The sequence below is a fragment of the Roseomonas sp. CCTCC AB2023176 genome (assembly GCF_042259275.1).
GTDB lineage: Bacteria > Pseudomonadota > Alphaproteobacteria > Acetobacterales > Acetobacteraceae > Roseomonas.
This window is the reverse complement of record NZ_CP170086.1, coordinates 343258-367889: the sequence shown is the minus strand read 5'-3', so window position 1 is coordinate 367889 and position 24632 is coordinate 343258. Positions and strand designations below refer to the sequence as shown.

Here is a 24632-nt window from a genome sequence, read left to right as displayed (position 1 = left end):
CGCGCCACGGCGCGGCCGTCTTTTCGCCCCCGCTCCGGCTTACGCGGGGTTCACCTTGCGACGCGACGGCCCTAAGTCGCCCGCGACGGATCACGCGGATCTTCGAGAACAGCACCAAGGCTTCCGGCTGATGAAACATGACATGACGACCGGACGACGCGGCCTGATCCTCGGCGGCGCGGCGCTGCTGACGGTGCCGGCGACCGTGCGTGCACAGCCGGCCCAGGGCGGGGCAGGTCAGGGCGGGGCCGTCATCGACATCACCCGCGCCCGCACCGAGCCGATCCCGATCGCGATCCCGGCGCTCGCCGGTGGCCCGCGCGGGGCGGACATCGCGCGGGTGATCGAGAACAACCTGCGTAACTCCGGCCTCTTCCGCCCGGTCAACAACGCTGCCTTCATCCAGAGCGCCGAGGCCGCGGCCGCGACACCGCGCTTCCAGGACTGGCGCGTGATCGGCGCCAACGCCCTGGTCACCGGACGCGTGGAAGAAGGTGGCGGGCAGACCCGCGTCGACTTCCGCCTGTGGGACGTGCTGCCGGAACAGCAGCTCCAGGGCACGCGCTTCACGACCAACTCGGCGAACTGGCGGCAGGTCGCGCACCAGATCTCCGATTCGATCTACGAGCGCCTGCTGGGCGAAAAGGGCTATTTCGACACGCGCATCGCCTACGTCGCGGAAAGCGGCCCGCGCGACCGGCGCGTGCGGCGCCTCGCGGTCATGGACCAGGACGGCGAGAACAACCGCATCCTCACCGACGGCTCCTTCCAGGTGCTCTCGCCGCGCTTCCACCCGAACGGGCGGCAGATCGTGTTCATGTCCTACTTCCAGAACCAGCCGCGCGTGTACCTGACGGACATCACCGCGCCGGGGCGGCAGGAGGTGCTGGGCAACTTCCCCGGCATGACGCTCTCGCCCCGCTTCTCGCCGGACGGGCGGTCCGTGGTGCTGTCCTTCGCGCAGGGGGCGGACGCGAACATCTACGCGGTGGACATCGGCTCGCGCTCGCAGCGGCAACTCACCTCGGGCGGCGGCCTCGACGTCTCGCCCTGCTACTCGCCGGACGGGTCGCAGATCGTGTTCAACTCGGACCGCGGCGGCGACCAGCAGCTCTACGTCATGGGCGCGGGCGGCGGCGGGGCACGGCGCATTTCCTTCGGCCGCGGGCGCTACGCGACGCCGGTCTGGTCGCCGCGCGGCGACCTCATCGCCTTCACGCGCATCGCGGGCGGGCAGTTCGCGATCGGCGTCATGCGGCCCGACGGCACGGGCGAGCGGATCCTGTCCGAGGGCTGGCAGATGGAAGGCCCGACCTTCGCGCCGAACGGCCGGGTCCTCGCCTTCTACCGGGAGAGCCGTGCGGGCGCGGGTGGCGCCGGATATTCCGCGCGCCTGGCCCAGATCGACATCGCCGGCTTCAACGAACGGCAGATGGGCACCCCGACCGACGCGACGGACCCGTCCTGGTCGCCGCTCCTCGCCTGACCTTTCCTCAAGCCAAGCCTGAACCCACGAAGGAGAAATCCCGCATGAACGTCAAACTGCTGTCCGCTCTCGCCGGCGTCGCCCTGCTGGCGGCCTGTTCCTCTGACGACCAGAACGCCGCGGCCACGACCGGCACCGGCGGTGCAGCCGGCACCGGCGTCGGCGCCATCCGGCCGGGGAGCCAGGAGGATCTGGTGGCCAATGTCGGCGACCGCGTCTTCTTCGACACGGACAGCAGCGTCGTCCGCGGCGACGGCCGTTCGACCATCGAGCGCCAGGCGCAGTGGCTCGGCCGCTACCCGCAGGTCACCGTGGTGATGGAAGGGCATGCGGACGAGCGCGGCACGCGCGAATACAACCTCGCGCTCGGCCAGCGCCGGGCGAATGCCGCGCGCGACCTGCTCGTCGCCGGCGGCGTCTCGGGCCAGCGCGTCCAGACCATCTCCTACGGCAAGGACCGCCCGGCCTCCCCTGGCTCGGACGAGAGCGCCTGGGCGCAGAACCGCCGCGCGGTGACGGTCATCCGCTGATGGCGATCCGGGCGGCGCTGGCCGGGGCCGTGATGCTCGCGGCGATGGCCGCGTCGCCCGCGGCCCGCGCGCAGATCGAGACGCGCGAGGGCATCTACCTCAACAACCAGATGCTGCAGCTGCGGCAGGAACTGGAACTGCTGCGCCGGGGTGGTCCTGTCCCGGTACAGCCGCAGGTGGCGCCGCCCTCCCGCGGGCCCGCGGCGGGGGTGAGGTCGTCGGCTCCCTCCTCGCCCGCGTCGGGCAGTTGGAGGAGGAAGTGCGCCGCCAGCGCGGCGCCGCGGAGCAGGCGGATTTCGAGAACCGGCGCCTGCGCGAGCAGATCGAGAAGCTCCAGGGCGACATCGAATACCGCTTCAACCAGCTGGAAGGACGCGGCGGCGCCCCCGCGCCCGGGGGCGATCCGGTGCGGCCGCCCCCGCCGCGGCCGGCGCGCTGACCCCCCCGCCCGCCGGCGGCAACTCCGCTACGGGCACCGCCCCGACCCCAGCCGCAGCCTCGACCCCGCGCCCGCCGGAGCGGGCCATCCAGGACGGGCAGGCGGCCCTCGGGCGTCGCGACTTCCCGACGGCCGAGGCGGCGGCACGCGAGGTCCTCGCCGCCCGCGGTTCGCCGCGCGCGCAGGATGCGGGAATCCTCCTCGGCGACGCGCTGGCCGGGAAGCGCGACTTCCAGCAGGCCGCCCTGGCCTATGACGAGGCCTACCGGCGCGCGCCCGCTTCCGGCCGCGCGCCGGAAGCGCTGATCGGTCTCGCCAACGCCTTCACCGGATTCGGCGCGCGTCGCGAGGCCTGCGAGACCCTCGACGGACTTCGCAGCAACAACCCCCGCCTCTCCGCCGCCCTGGTGGACCGCGCGAACGCGGCGCGGCAGCGCGCCGGCTGTCGCTGAGCGGCGACCCCGACGATCCGGACATCCGGCGCGTCCTGCGCCTGCTGAGCGGTCGGGCGCCGGAAGCGGTGCCCGCCGTCCCCGTCTCCGCGGCGGAGTTCGAGGGGCTGATGGCCGCCCTCGGCCCCTTCGGCCCGCGACCGCGCATCGCGGCGGGCGTCTCGGGCGGGCCACACTCACTTGCCCTCGCCCTGCTCGCACGCGACTGGGTCGCGGCGAGGGGAGGAGCCTTCCTCGCCCTCGTTGCCGATCACGGCCTGCGGGCGGGGAGCGGCGCCGAGGCGCGGGCGGTCGTCGGGCTGCTCCGCGGCGCGGGGATGCATGCCTACCTCCTGCCGCTCGGCCTCCCGCCCGGCCCGCGCCTGCACGAGAGGGCACGCCAGGCCCGCCACGCCGCGTTGCTCCGGGCCGCGGGGGAAGCAGGGGCGCCCTGGCTCCTCCTCGGCCACCACCGCGGGGACCAGGCGGAGACGGTGGCGATCCGCGCCTCCCGCGACTCGGGCCCGGATGGGCTGGCAGGGATGGCCGCCGCACGGCCCGCGACCGCCGCGCTGGTGCTGCGGCCCCTGCTGCCCCTGCCGCAGGCAAGGCTGGAGGCCACGGTTGCGGCCGCGGGCCTCGTTCCGATCCGCGATCCGTCAAACGGCGACCCCCGCTTCGACCGGGCGCGCTGGCGGGCGGAGCTGGCCGACCCGGACGGGACGGGCGCCGTCACAGCGGCCCTCGCCCGGACCGCGGGGGCCTTCGCCCGGCTGCGCGAGGTCCGCGCCGAGTCGTTCGCCACCCGGATCGCCCGCTCCGCGCAGGTCCGCCCAGGTGGATGGCTCCGGCTGGACCGGCAGGCCCTGGGGCAGGATTCCGCGGCGGTCGCCGCCCTCGCCGCGTTGGTCCGGGTGGTCGGGGGTTCCGTCCACCCGCCCTCACCGCGCGCGCGTCACGGCGCTCCTTGCCCGGGGTGAGGGAACGCTGGCCGGTGTCCTGTGGCGCGGCAACGTGCTGTGCCGGGAACCCGCGGCCTGCGCCCCAGCCACGCCTGCCGCCCCGGGCACGCTTTGGGACGGCCGGTGGCGGGTCATCTCGGCGCCGCCTGGCTGCACCATCGGCGCGCTGGGCACCGACGCGCCGACCGGGGCGGGGCGGGCGGGATGGCCGGCCGCCGCCCTCGCGGGACTTCCCGCCATCCGCGGCCCGGGCGGCCTGATAGAGGTTCCCCTCTTCGGCACCGGCACCGCCCGGACCGCCTGGGAATCGGCCGGCGGTCCCATCCCCTGACCCGCCCGGGGGTGGGCGCCGCGAAACCTGACCGTCCGGGGAGGCTTCCGGTGTTCCGTTAACGCGTGTCCATCCCTACATTGCGCTGTGAGCCGGAACCCACCCGGCCGTGGATCGGGACCTTCCTGTGAACAATTTCGGTCGCAACCTCGCGCTCTGGGTCATTGTCGCCCTGCTGCTCGTGGCCCTGTTCAACCTGTTCCAACCCTCGGGCAGCGCGTCGTCGCGCGGCACCCAGGTCGCCTATTCCGACTTCCTGAACGAGGTCGGGGCCGGGCACGTGCGCGACGTGACGATCCAGGGACGCATCGTCGCCGGACAGCTCACGGATGGCCGGACCTTCCAGACCTACACGCCGGAAGATCCGCAACTGGTGCAGCGCCTGACCGAGAAGGGCGTCCGCGTTGTGGCGCGGCCGGAGGAGAGCGACGTCAACCCGCTCTTCCAGATCCTCATCTCCTGGTTCCCGATGCTGCTGCTGATCGGCGTCTGGGTCTTCTTCATGCGCCAGATGCAGGGCGGCGGTGGCCGGGCCATGGGCTTCGGCAAGTCCAAGGCGAAGCTGCTGACTGAGAAGCAGGGCCGCGTGACCTTCGAGGACGTGGCCGGGATCGACGAGGCCAAGGGCGAGCTTGAGGAGATCGTCGAGTTCCTGCGTGACCCGCAGAAGTTCCAGCGCCTTGGCGGCAAGATCCCGAAGGGCTGTCTCCTCGTCGGCCCGCCGGGCACCGGCAAGACGCTGCTCGCCCGCGCCATCGCCGGCGAGGCGAACGTGCCCTTCTTCACCATCTCCGGTTCCGACTTCGTCGAGATGTTCGTGGGCGTCGGCGCCAGCCGCGTGCGCGACATGTTCGAGCAGGGCAAGAAGAACGCCCCTTGCATCATCTTCATCGACGAGATCGATGCGGTGGGGCGCCATCGCGGTGCCGGCCTCGGCGGCGGCAATGACGAGCGCGAGCAGACGCTGAACCAGATGCTCGTGGAGATGGACGGGTTCGAGGCGAATGAGGGCGTCATCCTCATCGCCGCGACGAACCGTCCGGACGTGCTGGACCCCGCACTGCTGCGTCCCGGCCGCTTCGACCGGCAGGTCGTGGTGCCGAACCCCGACGTGAACGGGCGGGAGAAGATCCTCCGCGTCCACATGCGGAAGGTGCCGCTGGCCTCCGACGTCGATCCGAAGGTTATCGCGCGCGGCACGCCGGGCTTCTCGGGCGCCGACCTCGCCAACCTCGTGAACGAGGCGGCGCTGCAGGCGGCCCGCACGGGGCGGCGCACGGTGGGCATGCTCGAGTTCGAGCAGGCCAAGGACAAGGTGCTGATGGGCGCCGAGCGGCGGTCGCTGGTGATGTCCGACGCCGAGAAGAAGATGACGGCCTATCACGAGGCCGGCCATGCCCTCGTCTCGATCAACGAGGAGGAGTGCGACCCCGTCCACAAGGCGACGATCATCCCCCGCGGCCGCGCGCTTGGCCTGGTGATGTCGCTGCCCGAGGGTGACCGCTACTCCATGCACAAGTCCAAGCTGAAGGCGCAGCTGGCGATGGCCATGGGTGGCCGCGTCGCCGAGGAACTGATCTTCGGCCCGGAGAAGGTGTCCAACGGCGCATCGGGCGACATCAAGCAGGCCACCGACATGGCGCGCCGGATGGTGATGGAATGGGGCATGTCGGAGAAACTCGGCATGATCGCCTACGGCGCGAATGAGCAGGAGGTCTTCCTCGGCCATTCCGTGACGCAGTCGAAGAACATCTCCGAGGAGACGGCGCGGGCGATCGACGGCGAGATTCGCGCCATCATCGACGGCGCCTACGCGCGGGCTACGAAGACGCTGACGGACCGGATCGAGGACCTGCACGCCCTGGCCAAGGGCCTGCTGGAATACGAGACGCTGTCGGGCGACGAGATCCGGACGCTGCTGCGCGGCGACCCGATCATCCGCGAGCGGCCGGACGAGCCGGTGCCGGCCGGCCGGGGTTCCGTCCCCACCTCCGGACGCGCCAATCCGCGGCCGAATACCGGGGGTGGACTGAGCCCCGCGCCGTCCGGCGCCTGAGCCAGGCCACTCCTCAAGGCCACTCCGGCCTGTGACCGGGCCGCGACTGGCACGGAACCGGACATGACGGTTTGATGGGACGGGGGCCGGAGGCGGCCCCCGTTTCGCGTTCGGTGTTGGCGTGCGGGGGAGGGTCATGGCGCGTTGGGTGGAGCCGATGGGCCTGCTGCACGGCCGCGGGGCCTTCGCGGCCGTCGCTGCCGATGCCGCACTGCCCCTCAACGGCGGGGCGGCAGCCTTCTCTCTCGTCCGGCTGATCGATGACGGCCGGACCCTCGGCATCCTGCCCGCGATCGATACGCCGGAGGATTGGCAGGACGCGGTCCTCGCCCTGACGCGCCGCGTGCCGCCCTTCGCCGGCCTGGAAGCGGCCGGGCGGCCCCTCGTCATGGGAATCCTGAACGTCACGCCGGACAGCTTCTCCGATGGCGGGCGTCACCTCGACCCGCTGGCGGCCGTCGCCGCGGGCCACGCGATGCTGGAGGCCGGGGCCGACCTCCTCGATATCGGCGGGGAAAGCACGCGCCCCGGCGCCGAGCCCGTGCCCGCCGAGGAGGAAATGGCCCGGATCCTCCCCGTGATCCGGGAACTGGCAAAGGCCGCGCCGGTCAGCGTCGACACCCGCCACGCCGCCACGATGCGCGCGGCGCTGGCTGCCGGGGCGGAAATCGTGAACGACGTGACGGGGCTGCGGCACGACCCCGACTCGGTCGCGGTCGTCGCGGAAGCCGGCTGCCCCGTCGTGCTGATGCACATGCCCGGCACCGACCCCCGCCGCATGGGCGCGCTGGCCGATTACGGCGATGTCTCGCTCGAGGTGGCCGCGCACCTGGCCGAGCGGATCGCCGTCTGCGAGGCCGCGGGCATCCCCCGGGGCAAGATCGCGGTGGACCCCGGGATCGGCTTCGGCAAGACGCTGGAGCACAACCTGGACCTGCTGGACCGGCTGCCGCTGCTGCTCGGCCTGGGCTGCCCCGTCCTCGTCGGCGCGTCGCGCAAGCGCTTCATCGGAACGCTGTCCGGCGCGGATTCGCCGGCGGACCGCATGCCGGGCAGCCTCGGCGTGGCGGTGGCCGCGGCTGCCCGCGGCGCCGCGGTGCTGCGCGTCCACGACGTGCGGGAAACCCTGGCGGCCCTTCGCCTCTGGGGCGCCGTCGGGGGCGGCGCGGGCGTGTAGGGCGGCAACACGGTGGCGGAAATAGCGCAGTCTTCGCGCGAACACCGTTGCCAAACCAGCCGATCCAGCGAAACCCTTGCTCGCGATCGCCGGGGCAAGGTGCGTCGGCCGAACGAAAAAGGTGAGGTGCCACCCATGCTGCAGTTCCGTTCCACCCTGGCCGCCGCGGTGCTCGCGGGCTCCTTCGGCCTGCTGACCGCCTGCGCCGATCAGACCCCGGCCCCGGTTGCGACCCCGGCGGCTGTGACCCCTCCGGCCGGCGGCAGCCTCCAGCCCGGCGGCGAGATGGGCGGCGCGCCCGGCACCACCGGCGGCGCCGCGCTCGGTCGGACCGGTACGCGTCCGGCCGGCGGCGCGTTGCAGCCCGGCGGCGAGATGGGCGGTGCGCCCAGCACGCGCGGCGGCGCGCCCGTGGGCCGCGGCGGCACCCGCCTGCCGGGCGGCGCGCTGCAGCCGGGTGGCGAGATGGGCGGCGCGCCGGCCACGCGCTGACGCCACCCAATGCGCCGCGGCCCCCTTGGCGGGGGCCGCGGCGCCCGGCACGTCCGCGCGCGGTCCCGGCAGCGTGCGGACATCTGCATGGCGCGCGCCGTCCGCCGTCCGCGCGCCGGCACTCCAGGTCCGGCCCGTCGATCACTGCATCCGTTCGGCCGTGCGGTTGGCTGTTCCCCCAGGTCTGGCATGGCGTGACAGGTCTTCACAGCCTGAGCACGGCAGAGCGGCCTGATGACCTCCGGCGTCCACGAATGGACGTGCCGCACCCTTTCCAGCGACGCCGTCCCGAACGCTGCGCCTTCATGGATTTGCCACGGACAGCGACGCGCCATCCCTCGCCCAGCTTTCGCTTGACACTTCGCGGCGTCACGCCAGCCTCCGCCTCGGGAGCCACGAGGCCGATCCGGTCCGTGTGCAGGGGAGGATGTTCGAACGATGAGCAGCGCAGGCCATTCCGTGAAGCGCCGCAGCCTCCTCGCCGCGGGTCTCGCGCTACCGATCCTCTCCGCACCGGCGATCCTCCGCGCGCAGGGCCGCGGGCCCGTCATCGGCGTCTCCTGGTCCAACTTCCAGGAGGAGCGCTGGAAGACCGATGAGGCCGCAATCCAGGCCGCGATCCGCGCGGCCGGCGGCACCTATGTCTCGGCCGACGCGCAGTCCTCCCCGGCGAAGCAGCTGACGGACATCGAAAGCCTGCTCGCGCGCGGCGCGAAGGCGCTGATCGTGCTGGCGCAGGATTCGCAGGCCATCCGCCCCGGCGTACAGAACGCGCTGGACAACGGCGTCGGCGTCGTCGGCTACGACCGCCTCATCGAGATGCCCGAGGTCTTCTATCTCACCTTCGACAACGTCGAGGTCGGGCGCATGATGGCCCGCGCCATCCAGCAGCAGAAGCCCGAGGGCGCCTACGCCTTCATCAAGGGAAGCAGCGCTGATCCCAACGCAGCCTTTCTTTACCAGGGTTCGATGGAGGTGCTGAAGCCGGCGATCGACGCGGGACGCATCCGCAACATCGGCGAGGCCTTCACCGACGGCTGGCTGCCGTCCAACGCGCAGCGGAACATGGAGCAGATCCTGACCCGCAACAACAATCGCGTGGATGCGGTGGTCGCGGCCAATGACGGCACGGCGGGCGGCGCGATCGCGGCACTGGCGGCGCAGGGCCTCGCGGGCTCCGTGCCGGTGTCTGGCCAGGACGCGGACCGCGCGGCGCTGAACCGCATCGCCGCGGGCACGCAGGCCGTGACGATCTGGAAGGACGCGCGCGTGCTGGGGCGCGTGGCGGCGGAAATCGCCCTTCGCCTTGCCGGTGGCACGCGCCTGTCGGAGATCGACGGCGCGCGGCAATGGGCCGACGGGCCGTCGAAGGCGCGGATGACCGCCCGCTTCCTCGACCCCGTGCCGGTCACGCGCGAGAACCTCGGCGCGATCATCGAGGCGGGCTGGGCCACGAAGGCCGCGGTGTGCCAGGGCGTGCCGGCAGGGCGCGTGGCCGCCTGCAACTGACGCTGCGCGACTGCCGTGCGGCACCTGGAGGTTGACCCCCGGCTGTTGGGGATGCTCGCCGCGCTGGCGGTGATCTGGCTCGGCTTCGACCTGCTGTCGGGGGGCGCCTTCCTTACCCCCCGGAACCTCTGGAACCTCTCGGTCCAGACGGCCTCCATCGCCGTCATGGCCTGCGGGATGGTGCTGGTCATCGTCACCCGCAACATCGACCTTTCGGTCGGCGCCATTCTCGGCTTCGTCGGCATGGCGATCGGCGTGCTCCAGGCCCGCTGGCTGCCCGGCCTGCTGGGCCTGGAAAGCGCGGCGACCGCGCCGATCGCGGTCGTCGCGGCCGTGCTGCTGGGCGGTGCCATCGGGCTGTTGCAGGGGGCGCTCGTCGCCTACCTCGCCATCCCCTCCTTCATCGTGACGCTCGGCGGGCTGCTGATCTGGCGCGGCGCGGCGTGGTGGGTGACCCAGGGCCAGACCGTCGCGCCGATGGATGGCCGCTTCCGCGCGCTCGGCGGCGGGGCGGAGGGCGCGCTCGGCGCGATGGCGTCCTGGGTCGTCGGTGCCGTCGCATGCGCCGCGATCCTCGCGGCGATGGTCGCGCTGCGGCGGCGACGGCGGCGCTACGGCTTCCCTGTCCGCCCGGCCTGGGCCGAGGGCGCGGTCGCGGGTCTGGCGTGCCTCGCGGTCTTGGGCACGGTGACCGTCGCCAACGCCTACCCCTTGCCGGCCGGCATCGCGCGGAGGCTGGTGGAAGGGCAGGGGGGCACCTGGCCGGCGGGGGGGATGTTCATCGCGCACGGTCTCGCGGTACCGGTGATCCTCGCGGTGCTGGTAGGGCTCGGCGTCACGATCTTCGCGACGCGCACGCGCTTCGGCCGCTACGTCTTCGCGATCGGCGGCAATCCGGAGGCGGCCGAACTGTCCGGCATCAACACGCGGCGCACGCTGACGATGGTCTTCGGGTTGATGGGCGCGCTGGCGGGGCTGGCCGCCTGCATCACGACGGCGCGCCTGAACGCCGCGACGAACGCGGCGGGAACGCTGGACGAGCTCTACGTCATCGCGGCTGCGGTCATCGGCGGTACGTCGCTCGCTGGCGGCCTGGGGTCAGTGGCGGGTGCCATGCTCGGTGCGCTGGTGATGCAGTCGCTGCAATCGGGGATGGTGCTGCTCGGCGTGGATACGCCGCTGCAGAACATCGTCGTCGGCCTCGTCCTGGTCGCCGCCGTCTGGCTGGACGGCGCCTGGCGGAGGCGGATCCGGTGACCCCCCTCGTCGAGATGCGCGACATCTCCATTGCCTTTGGCGGCATCAAGGCGGTGGACGGGGTCTCGGTGGATCTCATGCCCGGGGAGGTCGTCGGGTTGCTCGGCCACAACGGCGCGGGCAAGTCCACGCTCATCAAGGTGCTGTCGGGCGCCTACCGCGCCGATGCCGGCGAGATCCGGGTGAACGGGGAGCCGGCGGACATCGCCACCCCCCGCGACGCGAAGCGCTACGGCATCGAGACGATCTACCAGACGCTTGCCTTGGCGGACAACGTGGATGCGGCCGCCAACGTCTTCCTGGGGCGCGAGATCACGACCCGCTTCGGGACGCTCGACGACGCCGCGATGGAGGCCGCGACCCGCGAGGTCATGGCCCGGCTGAACCCGCATTTCCAGCGCTTCAAGGAACCGGTTCGCGCCTTGTCAGGCGGCCAGCGCCAGTCCATCGCCATCGCGCGCGCCATCCAGTTCAATGCCCGGATCCTCATCATGGACGAACCCACCGCCGCCCTCGGCCCCGCCGAGACGGCGCAGGTTGGGGAACTCGTGAAGGAACTGAAGCGGCAGGGAATCGGCATCTTCCTCATCTCCCACGACATCCACGACGTCTTCGATCTCGCGGACCGGGTGAGCGTGATGAAGAACGGCCGCCTCGTCGGCACCGCCCGGACGGGCGACGTGACGAAGGACGAGGTCCTCGGCATGATCATCCTCGGCAAGTGCCCGCCCGGGGCGGTATCGGGGCCGGGGGCCATGGCCGGGTAGGCGCCCGTCTCGCCAAGGGGCGTCGCCTTCGCTAGACCGCGCCTCCTGATCTCCGGGAGCCCTGGCATGGCCTCGAACGAACGACGCCTCTTCGGCACGGACGGCATCCGCGGCGTGGCGAACCGCGCGCCGATGGACGCGGCGACGGCGCTGCGACTCGGCCAGGCGGCCGGGCGCTTCTTCAACCGTGGCGGCCACCGGCACCGCGTCGTCATCGGGAAGGATACGCGCCTCTCCGGCTACATGCTGGAACCCGCGCTGACGGCCGGCTTCGTGGGCGCGGGCATGGATGCGGTGCTCGTCGGGCCGCTGCCGACGCCGGCCATCGCCCTGCTCACCCGGTCCCTCCGCGCCGACCTCGGCGTGATGATCTCCGCCTCGCACAATCCCTACGAGGACAACGGCATCAAGCTCTTCGGTCCGGACGGGCTGAAGCTGTCCGACGCGCAGGAGGCGGAGATCGAAGGGCTGATGGGAGGCGACCTCGCCACCGGCCTCGCCGCCCCCTCCCGCCTCGGCCGCGCGTCGCGGCTGGAAGACGCGCCGGGCCGCTATATCGAGGCGGTGAAGTCTTCCTTCCCCCGCGGCCGTTCGCTCGAGGGCCTGCGCATCGTCATCGATTGCGCCAACGGCGCGGCCTACAAGGTCGCGCCGACCGTGCTCTGGGAACTCGGCGCCGAGGTCGTGCCCGTCGGCGTCACGCCGGACGGCTTCAACATCAACAAGGGTTGCGGCAGCACCTCGCCGTCGAGCCTCGCTGCGATCGTGGAGGAGCGGCGTGCCGACATCGGCATCGCCCTCGACGGCGACGCGGATCGCCTGGTCCTCGTGGACGAGACGGGGCAGGTCGTGGACGGCGACCAGATCCTGGCCCTCATCGGCGAATCCTGGGCGACCTCCGGCCGCCTCCGCGGCGGCGCCGTCGTCGCGACCGTGATGTCCAACCTCGGGCTGGAGCGCCACCTCGCGAAGCACGACCTCGCCCTCATGCGCACGAAGGTCGGCGACCGCTACGTCGGCGAACGGATGCGCGAGACGGGCTGCAACCTCGGCGGTGAACAATCGGGCCACGTCATCCTGTCGGATTACGGCACGACCGGTGACGGTCTCGTTGCCGCACTCCAGGTCCTCGCCGTGCTGGTCGAGGAGAAGCGGCCCGCCAGCCAGGTCCTGCGCCGCTTCGAGCCGCTGCCACAGAAACTGGTCAATGTCCGCCACGCCGGCGGCGACCCGATGGGCGACGCGCGCGTCAGCGCCGCGATCGCGGCGGCCGAGGCCGAGCTCGGCACGAGCGGCCGCGTCCTGATCCGCGCCAGCGGCACGGAACCCGTAATCCGCGTCATGGTCGAGGCGGAGGCGGAGGCGACGGTCGAGGCGATGACGGGGCGCCTCGCCGACGTCATCGCGCCGCCGCGGCGCCGAAGGTCGCGGCGGAATGAGGGGACGCGTCCTGATCGTCGCCGGATCGGATTCCGGCGGCGGCGCGGGAATCCAGGCGGACATCAAGAGCGTGACGGCGATGGGTGGCTATGCCGCGACCGCGGTGACCGCACTGACGGCGCAGGACACGGAAGCCGTGCGCGCCGTACACCCCGTCCCGCTGGATTTCGTGCGCCTCCAGATCCGCATGTCGCTCGCCGATATCGGGGCCGACGCGATCAAGACGGGCATGCTCGGCGAACGCGATACCATCGAGGCGGTATGGGAGGTCGTGTCGGGCTACGCGCGGGGCATCCCGCTCGTCGTCGATCCCGTGATGGTCGCGAAGGGCGGCTCGCGCCTGCTGGAGGAGGACGCGGTGGCAGCGATGCGCGAGCGCCTGCTGCCGTTGGCAACGCTCGTGACCCCGAACATCCCGGAAGCGGAGGTCCTCGTCGGCTTCCCCATCCCCGACCTCGACGCCATGCGCCGGGCCGCTGCTGCTCTACGCGGCATGGGGGCCGGCGCGGCGCTGGTGAAGGGCGGCCACATGGCGGGCGACGCGTTGCACGACGTGCTCCTCTCCGACGCGGGGGAGGAGGTCTTCACCTCGTCGCGCATCGAGACGCGGCACACCCACGGCACCGGCTGCACCCTGGCCTCCGCCATCGCGGCGGGCCTCGCGCAGGGCATGGCGATGCGGGACGCCGTGGCCCGGGCACGAGACTACGTCGCCGCAGCCATCCGCAGCGCGCCGGGCTACGGCCGCGGCCACGGCCCGCTCGATCACGCGGTGACGGTGGACACCGGGAGGTTGGGGTGGTGAGCCGGACGTTTCGCTTCGTCACTGTGGACGTCTTCACCGACACGCGCTTCGGCGGTAATCCGCTCGCGGTCTTCCCCGACGCGCGCGGCCTGTCGAACGCCGAGATGCAAGCGCTCGCGGCGGAGTTCAACTTGAGCGAGACGACCTTCGTCCTGCCGCCCGAGGACCCGGCGAATACGGCCCGGGTCCGCATCTTCAACCGTACCGCCGAGATGCCCTTCGCCGGCCATCCGAATGTCGGCACCGGTTGGGTGCTGGCCCGCGAGGGGCGCGCAATGAACGGCGTCCTGCGGTTCGAGGAGATCGCGGGTCTGGTCGAGGTGACGGTCGGGCAGGACGGAGACTGCACCATTGCCGCACCGCGACCGCTGTCCCTCGGGCCGGAGATGGAACCCGACCTCCTCGCCAGCTGCGTCGGCCTTGCCGCGACCGATGTCCTGGTCGCGGCGCACCGGCCGGTGATGGCCAGCGTCGGGAACTCGTTCGTCCTCGCCGAGGTCGCTCCTTCCGCCCTGTCGCGGGCGCTGCCCGATCTCGGGCGCTTCCGCGCGGCGCGGGAGGCCGCTCCGGACGTCGCGGCGGCTCTCGGCGCGGCGCGCCTTCCGATCTACCTCTATGCACGCGACGGGGCGCGCCTGCGGGCGCGGATGTTCTCCCGCTCTCCGGGACCATCGAGGATCCGGCGACGGGCAGCGCCGCGACGCCACTGGCCGCGCTGCTGCTGTCTCTCTCCGGCGATGACGAGGCGACGCTGGACGTGATCCAGGGTGTCGAGATGGGCCGGCCCAGTCTGCTGCGCACCATCGCGCGACGCATGCCGGACGGAGTCCGCGCCTCGGTAGGCGGCGGCTGCGTGGCGGTGCTGCGCGGGGAGGCCGAGCTATAGGTCCGGGCTATTCGGCCCGGATGTTCCCAGTCCTGACGACCGCCGCGAAGCGTTCCGACTCCCCCTGAAGGAACCGCGCGAACGCGCCGTCCGTCAGATCGGCACGGGTGACGCCGAGCGCCTCGTAACGTGTGAGGACGGCGGGTTCCCTCCCGAGTTCCTGGCACTCCCGCGAGAGCCGCGACAGGATCGCGGCGTCCGTTCGCGGATGCCCGAACAGGCCCTGCCAGACGATCATCTCCGCGCTCGCGAAGGCCGGGTTCAGCGGCATGGGCGGCACCTGCGGGATCGCCGGGTCCGGCGTGCGGGACGACACGCCGATGATCTTGATCCGCCCCTCCCGGAAGAACGGCGCGACGGAGGGCGTCGGCAGGATCGCGAGGTCGATGCGCGAGGCCGCTAGGTCCGCCAGGATGTTCGCCCCGACCCGGTAGGGCACGTGTTCCATCTGGAGGTTCGTCGCCTGGCGGATCATCTCCCCCAGAACGTGCAACGACGTTCCAATCCCCGAGGTCGCGTAGGTGATGGGGTTCGGCTGCTGACGCCCCCAGGCCAGGAAGCCGTCCAGGTCGTTCGCCGGCAGGTCGGGCCGCGTCGCGATCGTCAGTGGCTGCGTCGCGAGCAGCGCGATCGGGGCGAAGTCGGTCAGCGCGTAGCGGGCCGTATTCGGGGAGACGAGCGGCGCGACCATCACGTTGCTCTCGACGCCGAGCATCAGGGTGTAGCCATCCGGCGCCGCGCGTAGGAACCGGTCGGTGCCGATCACGCCGCCGGCGCCCGTCACGTTCTCCACGACGACCTGCTGACCCAGGCGGGTCGAAAGCGAGGCCGCGACCACCCGCGCCACCCCGTCCACGTTCCCGCCGGCACCGTACGGCACGACCATCGTGACCGGCTTGTTCGGCCAGGGCGCCTGGGCCAGCGCGGGCGCTGCGAGCGGGGCGAGCCCGAGGGTCAGGGCGGTGCGGCGGGTCGGCATGGGGCATGTCCTCCGGCGACGGTGCGGCGACGACGTAAGAACGAGGTGAGCAAGAGGTGGGCCATCCCGCGCCGCCTCAGCCGGTCGGCGCGGGTTCCTCGTCCGGCGGTTCCACCCAGGCCTCCACGTAGCCGACGCGAACGGCGGTCACCAAGGCCGCCGCCACCGGTGCCGCGAGCACGACACCGAGGATGCCCAGACCCCCGCCGAAGAGGAGCTGCGCGCCGAGCAGGAGGGCAGGGGGGATGTCCGCGCTGCGCTGCTGCACGAGGGGCGTCAGGATGTTGCCCTCGACGTTCTGGACCAGCAGCACGAGCCCGACTACCCAGGGCACGAGCGACGGGTCCTGCCCCAGCGCGATGAGGACCGCCGGCACGCCGCCGACGATGGGCCCGACATAAGGCACGAAGCCGAAGAGGGCGCTGAGGACGGCGAGCAGCCCCGCGAGTGGCACGCCGAGAAGCCAGAGGCCGAGGAAGGTCAGCATCCCCGTCACCATCATCGCGAAGGCTTGGCCAAGCAGCCATCCCCGCAGCGTGTCCGCCGTCGCGTAGAGGGTCCGCGCTGCGCGGAGCCGAAGGGAGGGTGCCAGGAGCCTGAGGAGGCCGCGCCGGTAGGTCGCGGGGTCGGCCGCGAGATAGACGCCGAGAAGCAGGATCAGTACGAAGGTCCCGAGCCCGCCAAGCGCGCCGGACAGGCCCGCGAGGGCCGTCCGGGCGGCCCCGCCGGCGGCGTCCCCCAGTTCCCCGGCGCTCGGGATTTGTTCGATGATCCACGCGCCGCCGGGCAGGTCGCGCAGCCGGGTCGAGGCCGCCTGCCAGGCTTCCGGCAGCCGCTGCGCGAATTGCCGGGCCTCCTCCATCAGCGCCTCCGCCGCGAGCCAGACGCCGGCGGCTGCCAGCAGCAGGATCAGCAGGCTGACGGCCAGGACGGAGGTCGCCTCGTTTAGCGGCGTCCGGCGGGCGATCGGCAGGGCCAGGGACCGGAGGGCGACGGCGGTGAGGATGCCGCCGAAGCCGGTCAGCACGGCGACCGGCGCCAGCCAGATCAGGAGCGCGAAGGCGCCGAGGAGGGTCAGGAGTGTCAGGGTGGAGCGTTGCATCGGAAGCGCAACGGATCGCCGCGGCCAAGGGTTGCCGCGCCACGGGTTGCAGTCCCAGGGGTTGCCGACACGGAATCGACGGCGCAAGCCTTCGCCCCGGTCGTGCTCCCCGAGGAGCGCCCCCGCGTGCGGACGGAGAAGGACATGACGGCAGCCGCGAAACCGGTGCTGCGCCCGGCGAACCCGCACTTCTCCTCGGGGCCCTGCGCCAAGCGGCCGGGTTGGTCGCTCGCCGCTCTGGAGGGCGCCCGTCTCGGCCGGTCCCACCGCGCGAAGGCACCCAAGGCCGCGCTGGCCGAGGTGATCACGCGCTCCAGGGCCGTGCTTGGCATGCCCGCCGACTGGCGCCTCGGCATCGTCCCGGGTTCCGACACCGGCGCCGTGGAGATGGCGCTGTGGTCGCTCCTGGGCCCGCGTCCGGTGGACGTGCTGGTCTGGGAGTCCTTCAGCAAGGAATGGGCGACGGACATCGCGACCCAGTTGCGGCTGAAGGACGTCCGGCTGCTGGACGCCCCCTATGGCCGGTTGCCCGACCTGTCGGCCGTGAGCCCGGCGCATGACCAGGTCTTCGTCTGGAACGGCACGACCGCCGGCGTGCGGCTGCCCGACGCGACCTTCCTCGCGCCGGACCGCGAGGGGCTGGCGATCTGCGACGCAACGAGCGCCGCCTTCGCGATGGACCTGCCCTGGGACCGGTTGGATGTCGTGACCTGGTCCTGGCAGAAGGTTCTCGGCGGGGAGGCGGCGCACGGGATGCTCGCGCTCTCCCCGCGCGCGGTGGCACGGCTGGAAGGCTTCACCCCGCCCCACCCGCTGCCGAAGATCTTCCGGCTGACGAAAGGCGGGAAGGTGATCGAAGGCCTCTTCGCCGGCGACACGATCAATACCCCTTCCATGCTTTGCGTCGAGGACGCGCTGGACGGGCTGCGCTGGGCGGAATCGTTGGGGGGGCTCCGGGGCCTGATCGCGCGGTCCGAGGCGAACCTCACGGCCGTCGCGGAATGGGTGTCGCGCAGCGGCTGGGCGGCATTCCTGGCGGAGGAGCCGGCCACGCGATCCTGCACCTCCATCTGCCTGCGGATCGTCGCGCCCTGGTTCACGGCGCTGGACGCCGCGGGGCAGACCGCGGCGGCCGCGTCGCTCGCCGCGCTGCTCGAGGAGGAGGGCGCCGCCTACGATATCGGCGCCTACCGCGACGCCCCGCCGGGGCTCCGCATCTGGGGCGGCGCGACGGTCGAGACCTCCGACATCCGGGCCCTGCTGCCCTGGCTCGACTGGGCCTTCGCGCAGGTGGCCGCGCAGCATCGGAAGGCTGCGGCCTGACGCCGCGCGGCGTCCGGTCATGGGGGCGATGCTGACCCGCTGACGCCGGCCCGGCGCCTTCGGCTCGGCCCGATGGAACCTTCGGGCCGTTGCGGACTTTGCCATCCGCAACGACCCGGAGATCCCGATGGCGGCCCCGGCCCCTTCCTCGCCGACGCCCTTCGAGACCAAGATCCCTCATCGCCTGGACCGCCTTCCCTGGTCGCGCTTTCACTGGCTCGTCGTGGTCGCGCTGGGGGTGACCTGGGTCCTCGACGGGCTTGAGGTGACGATCGTCGGCTCGCTCGCCGGCGCGATCCGCGACACGCTGAAGCTGAGCGAGACGGAGGTGGGGCTGACCGCCTCGGCCTATCTCCTCGGCGCCGTGTGCGGCGCGCTGTTCTTCGGCTGGCTGACGGACCGGCTGGGGCGGAAGAAGCTCTTCACCATCACCGTCCTCGTCTACCTCATCGCGACGATCGCGACGGCTTTCGCCCCGAACGTCTGGATCTTCATGCTCTGCCGCTTCTTCACCGGCGCGGGCATCGGCGGTGAATACGCCGCGGTGAACTCGACGATCCAGGAGTTGATCCCCGCGCGCTGGCGCGGGACCGTGGACCTCTGCGTCAACGGGACGTTCTGGTTCGGCGCGGCGATGGGGGCGGCCGCGTCCATCGTCCTGCTCGACCCCGCCATCATCGACCCGCACCTGGGCTGGCGGCTGGCCTTCGGCGTCGGCGGCGCGCTGTCGCTCGTCATCCTGCTCATGCGCCAGTTCCTGTCGGAGAGCCCGCGCTGGCTGATGACGCATGGCCGGCCCGAGGAGGCGGAGCAGATCGTGTCGGACATCGAGGCTCGCGTCGCGGCGGAGCGCGGGCCTTTGCCGCCCGTCACGGGCAAGCCCATCCGCCTGGTCGGCCGCACCCACACGACCCTCGGCGAGGTCGCGACGACGCTCTTCCGCACCTATCCGGAGCGTGCCTGGCTCGGCCTGGTGCTCATGTCCACGCAGGCGTTCGCGTACAACGCGGTCTTCTTCACCTACGCCCTGATCCTGACGCGCTTCTACGGGGTGGAGAACCAGCACATCGGCTGGTTCATGCTGCCCTTCGCGGCGGGGAACCTCGCGGGGCCGCTGCTGCTCGGGCGGCTCTTCGACACGGTGGGGCGGCGGACCATGATCACGCTGACCTACGCGGTGGCGGGCATCCTGATGGCCTTCACCGGCTGGGCCTTCGCCGCGGGACTGCTCTCTGCCTGGCAGCAGACCGCGGCCTGGACGGTGATCTTCTTCTTCGCCTCCGCCGCGGCCTCCGCCGCCTACCTGACCGTCGGCGAATCCTTCCCGCTGGAGATGCGGGCCATGGGGATCGCGCTGTTCTACGCGATCGGCACGGGGGTGGGCGGCGTGATCGGCCCCGCCCTGTTCGGCTGGCTGATCGAAGGTGGGGACCGGTACCACATCATGTACGGCTACCTGCTGGGCGCCGCGCTGATGCTCGCCGCCGCCGCCACGGAGTGGCGCCTGGGCTTCGCGGCCGAGGGCAAGTCGCTCGAGGACGTTGCCTCCCCGCTCTCCCTCCACAAGGAGGAGCGGGTGGGCGCCTGACGCGTCAGGCCGCGAGACGGGCGGGCAGGACCTCCGCCGCGACGCGGGCGATCACGTCGCCCCAGCCCTCCCCGCGCCCGCGGCGGTGCAGCCGCATCGTCGGGTACCAGGGGCTGTCCGCCCGATCGAGCATCCAGCGCCAATCCGCCAGATGCGGCAGCAGCAGGTGCACGGGCCGCCCGAGCGCGCCGGCGAGATGCGCGACCGACGTATCCACCGCGACGACGAGGTCGAGCGCCGAGAGCACCGCCGCGGTCTCCGTGAAGCTCGTCAGGCGCTCGCGCAGGGGTGTGATCCGCCCCTCCGCGGCCAGCACGTCCGCGTCGGCCTCGCGCAGGTCGGTCTGGACGAGGAACGCCGCGACGCCCGGGCCGAGCAGCGGCGCGAAGGCCGCGAGCGGTACCGACCGCTCCCGATCCGCGGCGTGGTCCGGGTTGCCCGAGCAGACGAGGCCGAGGCGGAGCGGGCCGCGCGGAAGCTCACGGTCCCAGGCCGCCACACGGGCCGGATCCGCCGCGACGTAGGGGATAGCCGCCGGGATCGTGTCGCGCCGGGTGCCGAAGGCCAGGGGAAGCGACATGATCGGGCACTGCACGTCGTGGGGCGGCACGGGATCGCCCGTCGCGATGACCTGCGCCGCGCCGGGCAGGTCCCGCAGGAGCGGCAGCAGCGGCCGCTGCACCTCGACGACCACCCGCGCCCCCCGCGCCGCAGCCAAGGGCACGTAACGGACCATCTGGATCGTGTCCCCCAGCCCCTGTTCCGCGTGCAGGAGGAGCGTACGGCCCGCGAGGTCCTCGCCGCGCCACACCGGGGCCGCGGCATGGCGCGGGCCCGGATGGTTCCGCCGCCGCCAGCGCGCCTCGTAGGCCGGCAGCCCTGCCGCGAAGTCGCCGAGGGCCAGGCGGGACAACGACTCGTTCCACTCGGCTTCGGCGAAGGCGGGGTCGAGGCGCCGGGCCTCCGCGAAGGCCGCGATCGCCTCCCCGTGCCGGTTCAGGCCGCGCAGCGCGATGCCCCGGTTGTAGGGCAGGTTGGGGTTGCCGCCTGCCTCGGCGCCGAGCCGATCCAGGCACTCCAGCGCTTCCTCCAAGCGGCCGAGCTCCGTCAGCGCCCGCGCCCGGACGTTCCAGCCCTCCGCCTTCGTGGGACACGGCATCGCGGCGGCGGCCTCCACATGCCGCCCCATGCGGTGGAGGATGATCGCCCGATGGCGCTCCGCGTCCTCGCCGAGCAGCCCGTCGGCGATCGCCATGGCCTCCGCCTGCCGCCCGAGATCCGACAGGCAGGCCGCCTTGGTGAGCCGCGCGACGGCATGGTCCGGGACGGCCGCCAGCACCCGTTCCAGTGGGCGGAGCGCCTCCCCCGGCTGTCCGAGCAGGCGGAGGAAGACGCCCTGCGCGACGAGCGCCGGCGGATGATCCGGTCGGATCGCCTCGGCGATCAGGGCCTCGGTCAGGGCCTCGGCGTCGCGCCCCAGGTCCGACAGCGCGGAGGCGCGGTTGAGGTGTGCCGGGACGCTCGTCGGATCCGCGGCGATCGCCGCATCGAAGGCAAGCACGGCCTCGGGATGGCGCCGGAGGTCGCGCAGCGCACAGCCCCGAGCGAGGTGGATCGGCGCGGCGTCTTCGCCGTCCGCGAGGATCGCATCGAGCGCCGCGAGCGCTTCCCCGGCCAGCCCTCGGCGGTCAGGGCGTTGGCGCGGCCGATCCGCGCGTCCAGCAGTCCGGGGCGGAGAGATAAGGCGCGCTCGAAGGCCCCCGCGCTTCGGCCGGATCGCCGATGCAGAGCAGGGCGTTGCCGAGGTTGTTCCAAGACGAGCCGTCGTCCGGCCGCACCCCGACCGCGCGCCGGAACAGCGCCGCGGCCTCGGCGTGGTCGCCCGCCACGGCCCTGACCAGCCCCAGGAGGTGCAGCGCGTCGGGGTCGCGCGGGTCGCGCCGGAGCAGCGCCCGGTAGACCGGTTCGGCACCGGCGGCATCGCCGGCCCGGTGCAGCGCCCGGGCGGCGTCGAGGCGAGCGTTCCACTTCCTGGGGCGCATCGCGGCAGCCTGCGCCGGCCGCGGTTAACGCCTCCTGAAGCCCAGCTTCGGTCGGCGGCCGACCTCAGCCCCGCCCGCTTCCCGGGTTGCGCGACTGGGAGGCCTCGGCCGCCATCGCCGCCGCCGCTTCCTCCACCCGCCGGAGGCGGGGCAGGGCCGAAAGCCGGTCCAGCGTCCCGGGGCCGGCCAGCGGCGTCAGCACGTCGCGCGCCGCGGGCAGGTTGTTCGCCGCAAGCGCTTCCAGGGCCGCGCCGAAGCGGGCGGCGGCGACGTCGCTCGGTACCGCATCGGGCATGCCGAGGGCCGCACGCAGTTCCCGCCGCGCGATCTGCATCTGCGGCTGAAGGGTGCCGTTCCGCGTGGTCTGCCAAAGCGGATCGCTCTCCAGCAGGTAGGCAAAGCCCTCGACGTCCCGGGCGGCGCGGGCGGCGCGCAACGGATCGCCGGCGAGCGTGTCCGTCCGGCCGTAGACGAAGGGCGCCTCCAGCGCGAGGCCGCGGCCGTAATCCGCTACGCCGATCCGATAGAGCGGATCCTGCGTGCCACAGGCCGCGAGCAGCACCGGCAACAGGAGGGAGAGGGGGAAGGGGGCCTTGCGGGTCATCATCGTCTCCCAACGCGGTGCGGGGCCAAGCGTCGCATCTTCCGCATTCGCCGACCCCCACCACTTGGATATCATCACGCAAAGGAGAAGCGGGTGGCGGCGACGGTGGTCATCGGCGCGACGGGCGGCATCGGGGCCGCGCTGGCGCGGCGGGTGAAGGCGCGGGGCGGCACGCCCTTCCTGATCGCGCGGGATGAGGGACGGCTGGCTGCGCTGGCCGGGGAGCTCGGCGCGGGCTTCGCCGTGGCCGATGCGCTGGACGGGGCGGCGCTGCGCGCGGCGGTGGCGCAGGCCGGGCCCGAACTGGATGGCCTCGCCTACGCCGTCGGCTCCATCCTCCTCAAGCCCATCGCGCGCATCACCGAGGCCGACATGGTGGAGACCTTCCGCCTGAACGTCGTGGGCGCGGCGCTGGCGATCGGGGCCGCGGCGCCGGCCCTCGCGGCCTCCGGCCGCGGTTCCGCCGTGCTCTTCTCCTCGGTCGCGGCGCGCCACGGCTTCGGCAACCACGCGGCGATCGGCAGTGCGAAGGCGGCGGTCGAGGGCCTGGTCGTCTCGCTCGCCGCCGAACTCGCCCCGAAAGTGCGCGTCAACGCCGTCGCTCCCTCCCTGACCCGCACGCGGATTGCAGAACCCATGACGAAGTCGCCCGCCATGGCCGAGGCCATCGCGAAGACCCACCCGATCCCCCGCCTCGGCGAGGCAGAGGATGCCGCGGCGGCCGCCGACTTCCTCCTCTCCGACGCCGCGGGTTGGATCACCGGCCAAGTCCTCGGCGTCGATGGCGGACGCGCCGCGATCCCGGGCAAGGGCTGATGGCGGGGAGGCAGAAGGGCGCGCTGCGGCTGGTCCTCGGCGACCAGTTGACGCCGGAGGTTGCGGCGCTGCGCGGGTTGGACCCGGCGCGTGACACGGTGCTGCTGGCCGAGGTTGTGACCGAATGCACCTATGTCCGCCACCACAAGCAGAAGATCGTCCTCGTCCTCTCGGCGATGCGTCACTTCGCCGAGGCGTTGCGCGCGAAGGGCATTCGCGTGCGCTACGTGCATCTGGACGATCCCGACAACACCGGCACGCTCGGCGGCGAGGTCGCGCGCGCCGTCCGCGACCTGTCGCCGGACCGCGTCGTCGTCACGAAGCCAGGCGAATGGCGGCTGCTGGAGGACATGCAAGGCTGGGCCGACGCCTGCGGCGTGCCCGTGGACCTGCTGGAGGATGACCGCTTCCTCTGCTCCCTCGGCTGGTTCCGCGACTGGGCGGCTGGGCGGAAGCAACTGAGGATGGAATTCTTCTACCGCGAGATGCGCCGCATGCACGGCGTCCTGCTGGAACCGGACGGCGCGCCCGTCGGGGGGCAGTGGAACTACGACCGCGAGAACCGGGAACCGCTGCGCGGCCGCCCGACGACGCCACCCCGCGCGATCTTCGCCCCGGACGAGACCACGCGCACGGTGATGACGCTCGTCGCGGAGCGCTTTTCCGAGCATTTCGGCACGCTCGACGCCTTCGCCTGGCCCGTGACGGCCGAAGAAGCCCGGCTTGCCCTCACCGACTTCGTCATCGCCCGCCTGCCCGGCTTCGGCGCGCACCAGGACGTCATGGTGACGGGCGAGCCCTTCCTCTATCACGCCATGGTCTCGACGAGCCTCAACATCGGCCTGCTGACGCCGCTGGAGGTCGTGCGCGCCGCCGAGGCCGCCTATGCCGCGGGGCGCGTCCCGCTCTCGGCGGCGGAAGGCTTCATCCGCCAGGTGCTGGGCTGGCGCGAATACATCCGCGGCATCTACTGGCTGAAGATGCCGGGCTATGCCCGCCTGAACGCGCTGGAAGCGACCGAACCGCTCCCGTGGTTCTATTGGTCCGGCGAGACGCGGATGAACTGCGTCTCCCAGGTCGTCGCGCAGACGCGGGACCACGCCTACGCCCACCACATCCAGCGGCTGATGGTCACCGGCAACCTTGCCCTGATCGCCGGCTTCGCGCCGGCGGAGGTCAACGACTGGTACATGGTCGTCTATGCCGACGCCTTCGAATGGGTGGAGCTGCCGAACACGCACGGCATGGCGATCCACGCGGATGGCGGCCTGATGGCGTCGAAGCCCTACGCGGCCTCCGGCGCCTATATCAACCGCATGAGCGACTATTGCCGTGGCTGCCGCTACGACGTGAAGGACGCCACCGGCGAGCGCGGCTGCCCCTTCAACGCGCTGTACTGGGACTTCGTCGCGCGCCATCGCGACCGCTTCGCCGCCAACCCCCGCATGACGCCGATCGTCCGTACGCTGGAGCGGATGGATCCGAAGCGCGTCGCGGCGATCCGGACGCGCGCGGCGTCGCTGCTGGCCGAATGGCGCGGCGACGCGGCAGCACCACCCGAAGCGAAGCCCCAGGCGGCAGAGCCGCTGTTGATCTGAGGGGCGGCAACC

General features: G+C 72.5%; 22 protein-coding genes and 1 pseudogene. 18 read left to right on the top strand and 5 right to left on the bottom strand.

What is annotated here, in order from left to right; translation table 11 throughout:
* Nucleotides 1-142 precede the first annotated feature (142 nt).
* The 14 genes and pseudogenes from tolB (at nucleotide 143) to ACE7GA_RS01625 (ending at nucleotide 14568) form a co-directional block, all read left to right on the top strand.
* The gene (tolB, locus tag ACE7GA_RS01690; protein ID WP_376094717.1) at nucleotides 143-1486 is read left to right on the top strand and encodes a Tol-Pal system beta propeller repeat protein TolB; all 1344 of its coding nucleotides are present in this window, start codon (nucleotides 143-145) and stop codon (nucleotides 1484-1486) included.
* Nucleotides 1487-1530: 44 nt separating this feature from the next.
* Nucleotides 1531-2016 carry a peptidoglycan-associated lipoprotein Pal gene (gene pal, locus ACE7GA_RS01685; RefSeq protein ID WP_376094714.1) on the top strand — a complete coding sequence of 162 codons (486 nt, stop codon included), beginning with the start codon at nucleotides 1531-1533 and terminating at the stop codon, nucleotides 2014-2016.
* A 259-nt stretch (nucleotides 2017-2275) separates the two neighbouring features.
* The gene (locus tag ACE7GA_RS01680) at nucleotides 2276-2455 is read left to right on the top strand and encodes a hypothetical protein (RefSeq protein ID WP_376094711.1); all 180 of its coding nucleotides are present in this window, start codon (nucleotides 2276-2278) and stop codon (nucleotides 2453-2455) included.
* Between the two features lie 520 nt (nucleotides 2456-2975).
* Entirely contained in the window at nucleotides 2976-3866 is an 891-nt protein-coding gene (gene tilS / locus ACE7GA_RS01675) for a tRNA lysidine(34) synthetase TilS (protein ID WP_376094708.1), read from the top strand.
* A gap of 440 nt (nucleotides 3867-4306) precedes the next feature.
* The gene (ftsH, locus tag ACE7GA_RS01670) at nucleotides 4307-6235 is read left to right on the top strand and encodes an ATP-dependent zinc metalloprotease FtsH (protein ID WP_376094705.1); all 1929 of its coding nucleotides are present in this window, start codon (nucleotides 4307-4309) and stop codon (nucleotides 6233-6235) included.
* Between the two features lie 136 nt (nucleotides 6236-6371).
* On the top strand, nucleotides 6372-7412 hold the full coding sequence (folP, locus tag ACE7GA_RS01665) for a dihydropteroate synthase (RefSeq protein WP_376094702.1): 1041 nt from the start codon (nucleotides 6372-6374) through the stop codon (nucleotides 7410-7412).
* A 135-nt stretch (nucleotides 7413-7547) separates the two neighbouring features.
* Nucleotides 7548-7904, top strand: coding sequence for a hypothetical protein (locus ACE7GA_RS01660; RefSeq protein ID WP_376094699.1), 357 nt, complete (start codon nucleotides 7548-7550; stop codon nucleotides 7902-7904).
* A gap of 438 nt (nucleotides 7905-8342) precedes the next feature.
* Complete coding sequence (gene xylF, locus ACE7GA_RS01655) at nucleotides 8343-9413, top strand: D-xylose ABC transporter substrate-binding protein (RefSeq protein WP_376094697.1); 1071 nt, start codon at nucleotides 8343-8345, stop codon at nucleotides 9411-9413.
* Between the two features lie 51 nt (nucleotides 9414-9464).
* Nucleotides 9465-10670, top strand: coding sequence for a sugar ABC transporter permease (locus ACE7GA_RS01650; RefSeq protein WP_376100568.1), 1206 nt, complete (start codon nucleotides 9465-9467; stop codon nucleotides 10668-10670).
* A 14-nt stretch (nucleotides 10671-10684) separates the two neighbouring features.
* Complete coding sequence (locus ACE7GA_RS01645; RefSeq protein WP_376100566.1) at nucleotides 10685-11437, top strand: ATP-binding cassette domain-containing protein; 753 nt, start codon at nucleotides 10685-10687, stop codon at nucleotides 11435-11437.
* Nucleotides 11438-11503: 66 nt separating this feature from the next.
* Nucleotides 11504-12841, top strand: a pseudogene (gene glmM, locus ACE7GA_RS01640) (phosphoglucosamine mutase); the annotation flags it as partial.
* Between the two features lie 31 nt (nucleotides 12842-12872).
* Nucleotides 12873-13682, top strand: coding sequence for a bifunctional hydroxymethylpyrimidine kinase/phosphomethylpyrimidine kinase (gene thiD / locus ACE7GA_RS01635; RefSeq protein ID WP_376094695.1), 810 nt, complete (start codon nucleotides 12873-12875; stop codon nucleotides 13680-13682).
* Nucleotides 13679-14443 (top strand): PhzF family phenazine biosynthesis protein, encoded by a 765-nt coding sequence (locus ACE7GA_RS01630; RefSeq protein WP_376100564.1) that lies wholly within the window; start codon nucleotides 13679-13681, stop codon nucleotides 14441-14443. The genes thiD and ACE7GA_RS01630 overlap by 4 nt, the downstream gene beginning before the upstream one ends.
* Nucleotides 14353-14568: a PhzF family phenazine biosynthesis protein gene (locus ACE7GA_RS01625; protein ID WP_376100562.1), complete on the top strand. Its 216-nt coding sequence runs from the start codon at nucleotides 14353-14355 to the stop codon at nucleotides 14566-14568. Before ACE7GA_RS01630 ends, ACE7GA_RS01625 begins: the two co-directional genes overlap by 91 nt.
* A gap of 7 nt (nucleotides 14569-14575) precedes the next feature.
* On the opposite strand, the gene ACE7GA_RS01620 is transcribed toward ACE7GA_RS01625, so the two are convergent.
* Together ACE7GA_RS01620 and ACE7GA_RS01615 are read right to left on the bottom strand one after the other, a co-directional pair.
* On the bottom strand, nucleotides 14576-15547 hold the full coding sequence (locus tag ACE7GA_RS01620) for a Bug family tripartite tricarboxylate transporter substrate binding protein (protein ID WP_376094692.1): 972 nt from the start codon (nucleotides 15545-15547) through the stop codon (nucleotides 14576-14578).
* Nucleotides 15548-15623: 76 nt separating this feature from the next.
* On the bottom strand, nucleotides 15624-16649 hold the full coding sequence (locus ACE7GA_RS01615) for an AI-2E family transporter (RefSeq protein WP_376094689.1): 1026 nt from the start codon (nucleotides 16647-16649) through the stop codon (nucleotides 15624-15626).
* 144 nt (nucleotides 16650-16793) lie between these two features.
* Between ACE7GA_RS01615 and ACE7GA_RS01610 the strand changes: the two genes are divergently transcribed.
* Nucleotides 16794-17972: a phosphoserine transaminase gene (locus tag ACE7GA_RS01610; RefSeq protein ID WP_376094686.1), complete on the top strand. Its 1179-nt coding sequence runs from the start codon at nucleotides 16794-16796 to the stop codon at nucleotides 17970-17972.
* Between the two features lie 127 nt (nucleotides 17973-18099).
* Nucleotides 18100-19560: an MFS transporter gene (locus ACE7GA_RS01605; protein WP_376094683.1), complete on the top strand. Its 1461-nt coding sequence runs from the start codon at nucleotides 18100-18102 to the stop codon at nucleotides 19558-19560.
* Nucleotides 19561-19564: 4 nt separating this feature from the next.
* Here ACE7GA_RS01605 and ACE7GA_RS01600 read toward each other — a convergent pair whose 3' ends face one another.
* From ACE7GA_RS01600 to ACE7GA_RS01590, 3 genes are all read right to left on the bottom strand, one after another.
* The gene (locus tag ACE7GA_RS01600) at nucleotides 19565-21238 is read right to left on the bottom strand and encodes a tetratricopeptide repeat protein (protein ID WP_376100560.1); all 1674 of its coding nucleotides are present in this window, start codon (nucleotides 21236-21238) and stop codon (nucleotides 19565-19567) included.
* 10 nt (nucleotides 21239-21248) lie between these two features.
* On the bottom strand, nucleotides 21249-21602 hold the full coding sequence (locus ACE7GA_RS01595) for a tetratricopeptide repeat protein (protein ID WP_376094680.1): 354 nt from the start codon (nucleotides 21600-21602) through the stop codon (nucleotides 21249-21251).
* A 64-nt stretch (nucleotides 21603-21666) separates the two neighbouring features.
* Entirely contained in the window at nucleotides 21667-22206 is a 540-nt protein-coding gene (locus tag ACE7GA_RS01590) for a hypothetical protein (protein WP_376094677.1), read from the bottom strand.
* A 93-nt stretch (nucleotides 22207-22299) separates the two neighbouring features.
* Between ACE7GA_RS01590 and ACE7GA_RS01585 the strand changes: the two genes are divergently transcribed.
* Entirely contained in the window at nucleotides 22300-23022 is a 723-nt protein-coding gene (locus tag ACE7GA_RS01585) for an SDR family NAD(P)-dependent oxidoreductase (protein ID WP_376094674.1), read from the top strand.
* Complete coding sequence (locus ACE7GA_RS01580; protein ID WP_376094671.1) at nucleotides 23022-24620, top strand: cryptochrome/photolyase family protein; 1599 nt, start codon at nucleotides 23022-23024, stop codon at nucleotides 24618-24620. Before ACE7GA_RS01585 ends, ACE7GA_RS01580 begins: the two co-directional genes overlap by 1 nt.
* Nucleotides 24621-24632 lie beyond the last annotated feature (12 nt).

Coding starts and splice junctions, on each gene's coding strand:
- ACE7GA_RS01615 (WP_376094689.1), bottom strand. CDS start 16,649: ATGCAACGCTCCACCCTGACACTCCTGACCCTCCTCGGCGCCTTCGCG.
- ACE7GA_RS01610 (WP_376094686.1), top strand. CDS start 16,794: ATGACGGCAGCCGCGAAACCGGTGCTGCGCCCGGCGAACCCGCACTTC.
- ACE7GA_RS01660 (WP_376094699.1), top strand. CDS start 7,548: ATGCTGCAGTTCCGTTCCACCCTGGCCGCCGCGGTGCTCGCGGGCTCC.
- ACE7GA_RS01645 (WP_376100566.1), top strand. CDS start 10,685: ATGCGCGACATCTCCATTGCCTTTGGCGGCATCAAGGCGGTGGACGGG.
- ACE7GA_RS01605 (WP_376094683.1), top strand. CDS start 18,100: ATGGCGGCCCCGGCCCCTTCCTCGCCGACGCCCTTCGAGACCAAGATC.
- ACE7GA_RS01620 (WP_376094692.1), bottom strand. CDS start 15,547: ATGCCGACCCGCCGCACCGCCCTGACCCTCGGGCTCGCCCCGCTCGCA.
- ACE7GA_RS01590 (WP_376094677.1), bottom strand. CDS start 22,206: ATGACCCGCAAGGCCCCCTTCCCCCTCTCCCTCCTGTTGCCGGTGCTG.
- ACE7GA_RS01595 (WP_376094680.1), bottom strand. CDS start 21,602: ATGCGCCCCAGGAAGTGGAACGCTCGCCTCGACGCCGCCCGGGCGCTG.
- thiD (WP_376094695.1), top strand. CDS start 12,873: ATGAGGGGACGCGTCCTGATCGTCGCCGGATCGGATTCCGGCGGCGGC.
- pal (WP_376094714.1), top strand. CDS start 1,531: ATGAACGTCAAACTGCTGTCCGCTCTCGCCGGCGTCGCCCTGCTGGCG.
- xylF (WP_376094697.1), top strand. CDS start 8,343: ATGAGCAGCGCAGGCCATTCCGTGAAGCGCCGCAGCCTCCTCGCCGCG.
- ACE7GA_RS01650 (WP_376100568.1), top strand. CDS start 9,465: ATGCTCGCCGCGCTGGCGGTGATCTGGCTCGGCTTCGACCTGCTGTCG.
- folP (WP_376094702.1), top strand. CDS start 6,372: ATGGCGCGTTGGGTGGAGCCGATGGGCCTGCTGCACGGCCGCGGGGCC.
- ACE7GA_RS01580 (WP_376094671.1), top strand. CDS start 23,022: ATGGCGGGGAGGCAGAAGGGCGCGCTGCGGCTGGTCCTCGGCGACCAG.
- tolB (WP_376094717.1), top strand. CDS start 143: ATGACGACCGGACGACGCGGCCTGATCCTCGGCGGCGCGGCGCTGCTG.